This window comes from Streptomyces rubradiris (genome assembly GCF_016860525.1).
Classification (GTDB): Bacteria; Actinomycetota; Actinomycetes; order Streptomycetales; family Streptomycetaceae; genus Streptomyces; species Streptomyces rubradiris.
Window position 1 is genome coordinate 1 of sequence record NZ_BNEA01000011.1, and the last position, 8,508, is coordinate 8,508.

Here is an 8,508-nt window from a genome sequence, read left to right on the forward strand (position 1 = left end):
AGACGCCGGCGAGCGCCGTCCGCACCCCCGGACCAATGATCACCTCATACGACTGATCTCTCAGACGCAGAGAAACCGCGGTCATGCTGTCCCCTTCGGCTGCGTACGCGGGTTGCCCCCCACCCAGGCGCCCGGTCAGTTTTGCCCGCGCCGCCGCGCACAGCCATAACCAACGTGAGTAGTCCCGGCCGAAATCGCATGATGACCGCGCCGGCCGCGAAGCCGGCCGCGGCCCCGGGCGGTCAGCTGAAGTCCTTGATGTGGTCCTCGGCCCACTGCCGGAACGAGCGGGCCGGCACTCCGGTGATCTCCTCGACGGCGGGTGTCACGACGCACGGATTGTTCATGAGTTCGGTCATGATCCGGATGAAGAACTCCGGGAGCTTGGGCTCGGCGTCCTCGGGAGCCAGGTCGACCACCTCGATCGGCCGCCCGGTCACCGCTGCGATCACCTCGATGTGCTCCTGCTGCGTCAGGGCCTGCGGCCCGGTCAGCCAGTACCCCTTCCCCTCGTGCCCGGCACCGGTCAGCGCGCAGACCGCCGCGTCGGCGATGTCGCGTTCGTGGATCGACGCGGTGGGGGCTTGCAGGAAGGGAATCCGCAGTACTTCCCCGGACCGGATCGCCGGCGCCAGGTGAAGCTGTTTCGTGGCGAAGGTGGTGGGACGCAGGAACGTCCAGGCGATCCCGGATTCCCGGAGCGCTTCCTCCACCGCGGAGTGCATCACCGCGCTGCGGCTGTGCCGGGTGGCGGGATCGACCACGGCGGCCGAGGACAGCAGCACGATGTGCTCCACCCCGGCAGCCCGCGCCGCACCGGCGAAATCGGCGACACGGTCCGCATGGGCGTACAGGAAGACCTTCTTGACGCCGTCGAGCGCCGCCGGCCAGGTCTCCGGCTCGTCCAGGTCGAGGCGGACCATCTCGACGCCATCCGGCGACTCGCCGGTGCGCGGCGTCCGGCTGGTCCCGCGGACCGGGACTCCGGCAGACAACAGCCCGGCCACCACATGGCTGCCGACATCGCCGTACGCACCAGTGACAAGAACGGACAAGACTCCTCCAGAGGATCGGCGGGTCGACGTTCGAACGAACGGCCATACAGTACTGAGAACCTGACGGAGAGCCACGGTACGCGGCTTTCGCCCGGCCGCGCAGACCCTCTGGGACGTCAACGGCGCATCACCGCCGCGTAGATGACGCACGGAGGAAGGCCGCCGGGCTCGATAAGCGCGGGCCCGCGGGCGGATCCGCGGCACCGAGCGCTCCTCACCGTCCTCACCGCAGACGCGGTGTCTGCTGCGCGGTGACGGCCGCGAGCCGCCGACGAAGGAGCGCCACGACCTGCTCGTTTTGGTCGGCCAGGTAGAAATGACCGCCGGGCAGTGTCACGACGTCGGTCGGCCCGGTCGTGTGCCCGGCCCAGGCGTGCGCCTCCTCCGGGCTCACCAGTGCGTCGCGGTCGCCGGTGAGTACGGTGACCGGGCAGTCCAGGACGGCGGACGGATCATGCCGGTAGGTCTCCACCGCACGGTAGTCGTTGCGGATGAGGGGGAGGGCCATCGCCCGGATCTCCGGGTCGTCGAGTGCCGTCGAACCGGGACCGCCGAGCCGGCGCAGGTGGGCGAGGACGTCACCGTCCGAGGACAGGTGGAACCGGTCGTCCCGGTACCGGGACGGCGCCCGGCGCCCGGAGACGAACAGGCGGGACGGTGCGGGCAGCCCGTCGGCGGCCAGCCGCAGGGCGACCTCGTACGCCAGCAGCGCCCCCATGCTGTGTCCGAACAGGGCGAGGGGCCGGTCGTCCACGAGCCGCACCGCGTCGGTGATCCGGTCGGCCAGTTCCGGGAGGTTGTCGATGCTCGGCTCGTGATGGCGGTCCTGCCGGCCCGGGTACTGCACGGCCAGTACGTCGACCTCGGGGGCCAGCGCTCGCGCGAGCGGGAAGAAGAAACTGGCCGATCCGCCCGCGTGCGGCAGGCAGACCAGGAGGGACATCGCGTCCCCGGCCGGGCTGAAGCGGCGCAGCCAGGCCCTCAGGTGCGCCGATGACTCCGGCATCGCGGGTGCCTCCCTAGCTTTGGTGTGTGGGATCGGGGCCGCACAGCTCCAGCAGCGCCCGGGCGGCCAGGCGGTAGCCGAACGCGCCGAGACCCACGACGACCCCGCTGGCCAGCGGGGCCAGGACCGATTCGTGGCGGAAGCGCTCACGGGCCCAGACGTTGCTCAGGTGCACCTCGATCCACGGCGCGGGATAGGCGGCGAGCGCGTCGCGCAGGCTCCACCCGGCCATCATGAGCGCGCCGGGGTTGACGATCGCGCCGATGGTCGACCTGCGGTGCGCGTGCACCGCCTGGACCAGGCCTCCTTCGTGGTCGTCCTGGATCGCGACGACCTGCCAGCCGGCCTCGGCCACCTCGTCGGCGACGGATTTCGCGATGTCGTCGACGGTGTCGTAGCCGTAGATCTCCGGTTCGCGGTCTCCGAGTATTCCGAGGTTGGGCCCGTTGAGCAGGAGCACGGTGGTCACAGGGGGCAGTCTCCTTCGGCCTTCGGCGTATCGGCGTATCGGTGTTCGGTGTTCGGGGTGCGCGGTCGGGCGGAGGAGCCGGTCAGCAGACCGGTCCGCCGGCGACATGGATGATCTGGCCGGACACGAACGAGGCATGGTCGCTGGCCAGGAAGGCCACGACGTCGGCGATGTCCTCCGGCCGGCCGACCCGGCGCAGCGGGATCGTCGCCGCGGCCTGCGCCTGGTGTTCCTCGGCCGTCCGGCCGGCCTGCGCCGCCAGGGCCGCGGTCATCTCGGTGGCCACGTAGCCGGGCGCCACGGCGTTGACTGTGACGTTCAGCGGACCGAGTTCCAGGGCCAGCGTCTTGGTCAGGCCCTCGATTCCGGCTTTCGCCGCCGAATAGTTGGCCTGGCCGGGGTTGCCGACCGCAGCGATGCTCGACAGGTTCACCACGCGGCCCCAGCCGAGCTTGGCCATGTGCTCGGCGACCGCGTGCGTCATCAGGAATGTGCCGCGCAGGTTCACGTTGATGACCAGGTCCCAGTCGGCCGGTGAGAGGGAGAAGACCATGTTGTCCCGGGTGATGCCGGCGTTGTTGACCAGGATGCAGGGCGGCCCGAACCGGTCGACGACTTCGTCGACCGCCGTGCTGACCGCGTCGGCGTCGCTCACGTCGACCCCGATGGCCCCGGCGCGGCCGCCCGCCCGGACCAGGCCGGCGGCCGTGCTCTGCGCGGCCGTCACGTCCACGTCGAGGACGGCGACGTCGATGCCGTCCCCGACCAGCCTGCCGGCCACCGCGGCACCGATGCCCCGGGCCGATCCGGTGACGATGGCGACGCGGTTCACGCCGGCTCGGGCGTCAGCGTGACCGGCAGGGAGCTCATGCCGTGCAGGATGCTGGAGTAGATCCACCGCTCCGGCCCGGTCTGTTCCGCGCACGACACGAGCGTGCGCAACGAGTCGAGGATTTCCTCCACTTCGATGCGTGCCAGCGTGTGCCCCAGGCAGAGGTGCGAGCCGAAGGCGAAGGTCAGGTGCTTGTTCGGCCTGCGGTCGAGGAGGAAGCGGTCCGGGTCGGCGAAGACCTCGGGGTCCCGGTTGGCCGAGGAGATCCAGACGCTGACGATGTCGCCCTTCTTGACCGGCTGGCCGTTCACCGTGGTGTCCCCGGACGCCGTGCGTCCGCCGTGCAGGGACGGCACGGTCCAGCGCAGCACCTCGTTGGCGGCGGTGTCGAGGCCGACGGTGCCCTCCTTGAGCGCCCGCCACTGGTCCGGCCACTCGATCAGTGCCTGCAGACCGCCGGAGATGGCATGCCGTCCGGTCTCGTCGCCGCCGATCATCAGCCCGTAGCAGTTGGACATCAGGTCGGCGTCGCTCAACGGCCCGCCCCCGATGCGGCAGTTGGCCAGCAGGCTGACCACGTCGTCGGCGTCACTGCCGCGCCGGGTGTGCGCCAGGTCGGCGAAGTAGAGCAGGATCTCGCTCTTGGCCTGCCAGCTCTCCTGCGGCGGGGCGTCCGCGTAGTCGGAACTCCACGCGTGCGAGGTGAGCCCGAGCAGATAGCGGCGATCCGCCTCGGGCACGTCCATCAGGCCACAGATCGCACCCAGCGGGACGTTCGCGGACACGTCGTGGACGAAATCGCACTCGCCTTTGTCGATCGCCGCCCGGATCAGGTCGTCGATGGTCCGCCGGATCGCCGTGCGGATGGTCTTGAGCCGGCGAGGGGAGAACGCCGCGTTGAGCACGTTGCGCAGCTGGGTGTGCTTGTCGCCGTCGGTCACCGCGAGCATCGAGCCGGACGCCGAGTCGCCGCCGGCCAGCAGGGTCGCCAGCGCGTTGCCGCCTTCGGTGGTGAAGTGTTCCTTGTCCCGGTAGACCGCCATCGCGTCGGCGTAGCGGGTGAAGACCCAGAAGCCGGGACGGTCCCCCCGCGCCGGATGCCAGTAGTGGGACCGCTCCTGCCGGAGCCGGCGCCACACCTCGGAGAGTTCGTTCTCGGCGTGCAGCACCGGGTCGGCGAGGTCGAGCGAATCCAGGAGCTCAGGGCTGACTACGGGGCGGGTCATCGGCGGCCTTCCACGTGAGGCGTCTGGGCGGGCGGGGACGGCAGCGAGGTGGCCACCGCGGCGAGGGCACCGATCGTGGGGTTTCCCACGATCTCCTTGGGGGAGAGGGCCAGACCCGCTTCGCGGGCGCGCCGGATCAGCGAGATGGCCAGCATGCTGTCGCCGCCGAGCGCGAAGAAGTCGCTGTCGGCGCCGACGTCCGTGGCGCCCAGCAGCTCCCCGACGATGGCGGCCAGCGCGCGTTCCGCCGGCGTGCGCAGGGCCGGCCGCGCCGCCGCGGGCGGGGGACTGTCCCGCTCGGCGACCGCGGGCAGCGCGGCCAGGTCCAGCTTGCCGTTCGGCGTCATGGGCAGGGCACTGACGAGGACGTACCCCGTCGGCGTCATGTGCTCCGGCAGCCGGCGTGCCGCGTGCTCCCGGAGCCGCTCGGGGGTGGGTGCCTCCCCGTCGGCGGGCACGACCCAGGCGATCAGCCGGGCCCGGCCGCCACGGTCCTCGCGTACGCCGGCCACCGCACGGGCGACCGCGGGCAGTTCCTCCAGCACCGCCGCCACCTCGCGCGGCTCGATCCGAAAGCCCCGCAGTTTGATCTGGTCGTCGGCCCGGCCGTGGAAGTCCAGGTTGCCGTCGGCGCGCCAGGAGGCGATGTCGCCGGTGCGGTACATCCGGCTGCCGGGCGGGCCGAACGGGTCCGCCACGAAGCGTACGGCTGTCAGGGCGGGCTGGTTGAGGTAACCCCGGGCGACGCCGGGGCCCGCGATGTAGAGCTCGCCGCGGAATCCGGGTGGCACCGGCTGCAGCCCGGGGCCGAGCACGTAGGCGCGGGCACCGGCGACGGGCCGTCCGATCGGAGGCCGGCCGTCTGCCGTGAGCGGCCCGCTCTGAGTGGCGCAGACGGTGACCTCGGTGGGCCCGTAGGCGTTGACCATCCGGCGGCCCTGCGACCAGCGCGCGGCCAGCTCGGCCGGGCACTCCTCGCCCGCGCTGATCAGGCCGCGGAGCCCGGGCAGTGCGCCGGCGGCGCCGTCCATGCTGGACAGTGCCACCGGCGGCAGGATGGCGTGGGTGATCCGGCGCTCGGTCAGAACCGCCGTCAGCGGTTCTCCGGCGAGGGGGCCCTGCGGCGGCACGACCACCGTCGCCCCCGAGGTGAACGCGCCCAACAGCTCGGCGACGAACGCGTCGAAGCTCGGTGAGGCGAACTGCAGGACCCGGGCGGTGCTGTCCAGTCCCAGGCCCTCGCGTTTGGCCGCGGCCAGGTTCGCCAGCCCGGCGTGGGTGACCACGACGCCCTTCGGCCGGCCGGTCGTGCCGGAGGTGTAGATGACGTACGCCGGATCGGCCACGTCGGGCGCGACCCGGGGAAACCCGCCCGCCGGCTCGCCGGCCTCCGGCCCGTCCAGGTGGACGCGCGGCCAGGGACGGGTCGAGGGCATGTCGGCCGACGCCGTCGTGCAGACCGCCACCGGGTCGCAGTCCTCCAGCATCGCCGTGATCCGCTCTGGCGGGTATCCCGGGTCGATGGGGACGAACGCCGCGCCGGTCCGGACGGTCGCCAGGAGCGCGGTGATCAGGTCCAGGGACCGCGGCAGCAGGAGGGCCACCATCCGGCCCGGCGCCGCACCCGCCTGCGCGATGGCCGCCGCGAGCCGGCCGGCACGGCGGTCGAGTTCGGCGTACGAGGTGGTGACGCCGGCCTCTTCCACGGCCGGCCGTCCGGCGTGTGCGTCCGCAGCGTCCTGCCACAGCCGGCCCAGGGTCGCGGCGGGCTGCTCCTGCCGGGAGGAGTTCCATTCCTGCAGCACCTGGCGGCGGGTGGCCGGGTCGAGGAGGTCCAGCGAGGCGACCGGCTGGCCGGGCGCCTCGCGAAATGCCCCGAGCAGGCGCAGGACCATCTCGAGGAGGCGTCCGGCGCAGTCCGCGCCGATCCGCCGCGGGTCGGTGACCAGGGTCAGGACGAGATCGCCCGCGTCGTGGCCCACCCTGAGCTCGGCCGTGAGCGGCCGGGCCGGGCCGGGCGGCGGGTCCCCGACACGGGTGAAGGTGAGCGCGGTGTCGAACAACGTGTCTGCCGCGGCGTCGAGTTCGGCCCGCCCCCGCGGTCCCAGCCGGGCGTGCCCGGCCGAGGCGGCCACGGCCTCCTCGACCCGGTGGAGGACGGCGCCGATCTCCTCGCCCGGCGCGACGGCCACCAGCAGCGGCCGGGGCCCGGCCCCGAAGACGACCGGCGAGCCGGCGCCCAGCAGGTGCAGCAGGACCGCCCAGACTCCGAGCAGCGTGTTCTTTGCGGACGGGAAATCCGGGATCCGCCGCTGGAGTGCGGGTGCCCCCAACGTGTCGTCGCCCGGCCGGGCGAGCCTGTCCCGGAGCAGGGAATCACCGTCGACCCCCCCTAGCGACGCGTGCCAGAACCGCGCGCCCAGCGCCTGCTCGCGCAGCAGGTTCCGGTCCGGCTTCGCCGATCCCAGCAGCGGCAGTTCGGACCTGACCTCGATGTCCACCGGAGCATGGCGGTCACCGAGCGCGTCCGCCACGTACGCCCCCAGGTCGGCCGGCCGCGGCGTGCAGCCGGGCGCCGGCGTCACCACCGCGTGGACCAGCGCCAGGAAATCCTCGTCCTCGATCCCGAACACCGCGGCCTGGGCCACGTCGGCGTGTTCGAGGAGCACGCGCTCGATCGCCTCCGGGTGGATGCGGACACCGTGACCCTTCAGGACCCCGTCGAGGCGGCCCTCGAGGGTCAGGTATCCCGACTCGTCGAGCCGTCCGATGTCGCCGGTGCGCACCCACCCGTCGCGGACCGTCCGCGCGGTCTGCTCCGGGTCGTTCCAGTAGTGGCTCATCGCCCAGCGCCCGGACGAGCAGATCTCGCCGGAGACGCCCGGCGGGAGGAGCCGGTCGTGGTCTCGCGGATCACGGATGGTGATCCGGACGTTCGCCGGGGGCCGGCCGACCGTGCGCCGCAGGTCGGGGTCCAGATGATCCTGTGGGGTGAGCAGGCTGATCATGCCGGTCTCGCTCGTGCCGTAGACCTGGAACAGCACCGGGCCGAGCGATTTGGCGGCGGCCGCCAGCCGCTCCGGCGCGGCCGGGCTCCCGGTGTAGAACACCTCGCGCAGGCTGGAGCGGTCGTAGTCGTCGAACGCGTGATGCTCGGTGAGGGCGTAGACCTGCGCAGAGGCGAGGACGAGCCGGGTGACGCGGTGCCGTTCGACGGCTCGGAGCACCGCCTCGGCGTCGAACCCGTGGTGCAGCACGACACTGCCCCCGGCGATGATCGCGTCATCGGCCGAGAAACCGCTGGAGTGGGTCAGCGTCCCGGTGATCAGACAGACCGCCGGCTGGGCCCCGGCGGCCGCCGAGGCCATGTCGTCCTTCACGTCGAACGGCCAGCAGACGCCCTTGGGCCGTCCCGACGATCCGCTGGTGAACGTCACCACGGCGATCTCCGCCCGCTCGGCCGTCGCGTCGTCGAACGGCGACTCCAAGGGGCGGCTCATGTCCAGAACATCCGGTCCGTACGGACCCGGGCGGCGAGGGCGAACGCCGATCCGGCCGCGGCACGCAGCTCGCGCGCACGGTCGAGGTTGTCCTGGTCCACCGCCAGCACGCTCGGCCGCAGCCCGGCGAGAATCTCCGCCTGGACGCGAGGACCCAACTCGTCCTGAGGGTCCGCGGCGTTCACCCCGCGAAAGTGGACCGCCGTCGCGCATCCCAGGAGGTTCACCGCGTACCGGTACACCAGGGTGGACGGTGTGTTGGGACTGGTCAGCAGACGGGGGGGGGGGGGGGGGGGGACGACCGAGGTGCCCGGGCCGACACCGGCCGCGCGCATCCACCCGGCGGTCGTGCGGATCGCACGGGCGAGACGCTCGGCCGGGAAGGGTCGTTTCGCGACACGAAGGAACGCCGGCAGGATG

7 protein-coding genes are annotated in these 8,508 nt (G+C 72.4%); all 7 read right to left on the minus strand.

Features of this window, described 5'->3' with window-relative positions; all coding sequences use genetic code 11:
• Nucleotides 1-242 precede the first annotated feature (242 nt).
• The 7 genes from Srubr_RS13220 to Srubr_RS13250 all read right to left on the minus strand — a co-directional run bounded on the left by Srubr_RS13220 (nt 243) and on the right by Srubr_RS13250 (nt 8,273).
• Nucleotides 243-1,055 (minus strand): NAD(P)H-binding protein, encoded by an 813-nt coding sequence (locus tag Srubr_RS13220; RefSeq protein WP_189999753.1) that lies wholly within the window; start codon nt 1,053-1,055, stop codon nt 243-245.
• 223 nt (nt 1,056-1,278) lie between these two features.
• On the minus strand, nt 1,279-2,061 hold the full coding sequence (locus Srubr_RS13225) for a thioesterase II family protein (RefSeq protein ID WP_189999752.1): 783 nt from the start codon (nt 2,059-2,061) through the stop codon (nt 1,279-1,281).
• Between the two features lie 13 nt (nt 2,062-2,074).
• Nucleotides 2,075-2,530, minus strand: coding sequence for a type II 3-dehydroquinate dehydratase (locus tag Srubr_RS13230; protein ID WP_189999751.1), 456 nt, complete (start codon nt 2,528-2,530; stop codon nt 2,075-2,077).
• Nucleotides 2,531-2,612: 82 nt separating this feature from the next.
• Complete coding sequence (gene fabG / locus Srubr_RS13235; RefSeq protein WP_189999750.1) at nt 2,613-3,362, minus strand: 3-oxoacyl-ACP reductase FabG; 750 nt, start codon at nt 3,360-3,362, stop codon at nt 2,613-2,615.
• Nucleotides 3,359-4,588 (minus strand): cytochrome P450, encoded by a 1,230-nt coding sequence (locus tag Srubr_RS13240; protein ID WP_189999749.1) that lies wholly within the window; start codon nt 4,586-4,588, stop codon nt 3,359-3,361. Before Srubr_RS13240 ends, fabG begins: the two co-directional genes overlap by 4 nt.
• On the minus strand, nt 4,585-8,088 hold the full coding sequence (locus Srubr_RS13245) for an amino acid adenylation domain-containing protein (protein WP_203855001.1): 3,504 nt from the start codon (nt 8,086-8,088) through the stop codon (nt 4,585-4,587). Before Srubr_RS13245 ends, Srubr_RS13240 begins: the two co-directional genes overlap by 4 nt.
• Entirely contained in the window at nt 8,085-8,273 is a 189-nt protein-coding gene (locus Srubr_RS13250; protein WP_203855002.1) for a hypothetical protein, read from the minus strand. Before Srubr_RS13250 ends, Srubr_RS13245 begins: the two co-directional genes overlap by 4 nt.
• Nucleotides 8,274-8,508: the final 235 nt, after the last annotated feature.

Bases quoted from the DNA above. Each gene is read 5' to 3' on its own strand.
- Srubr_RS13225 (WP_189999752.1), bottom strand. From the start codon at position 2,061: ATGCCGGAGTCATCGGCGCACCTGAGGGCCTGGCTGCGCCGCTTCAGC.
- Srubr_RS13240 (WP_189999749.1), bottom strand. From the start codon at position 4,588: ATGACCCGCCCCGTAGTCAGCCCTGAGCTCCTGGATTCGCTCGACCTC.
- Srubr_RS13245 (WP_203855001.1), bottom strand. From the start codon at position 8,088: ATGAGCCGCCCCTTGGAGTCGCCGTTCGACGACGCGACGGCCGAGCGG.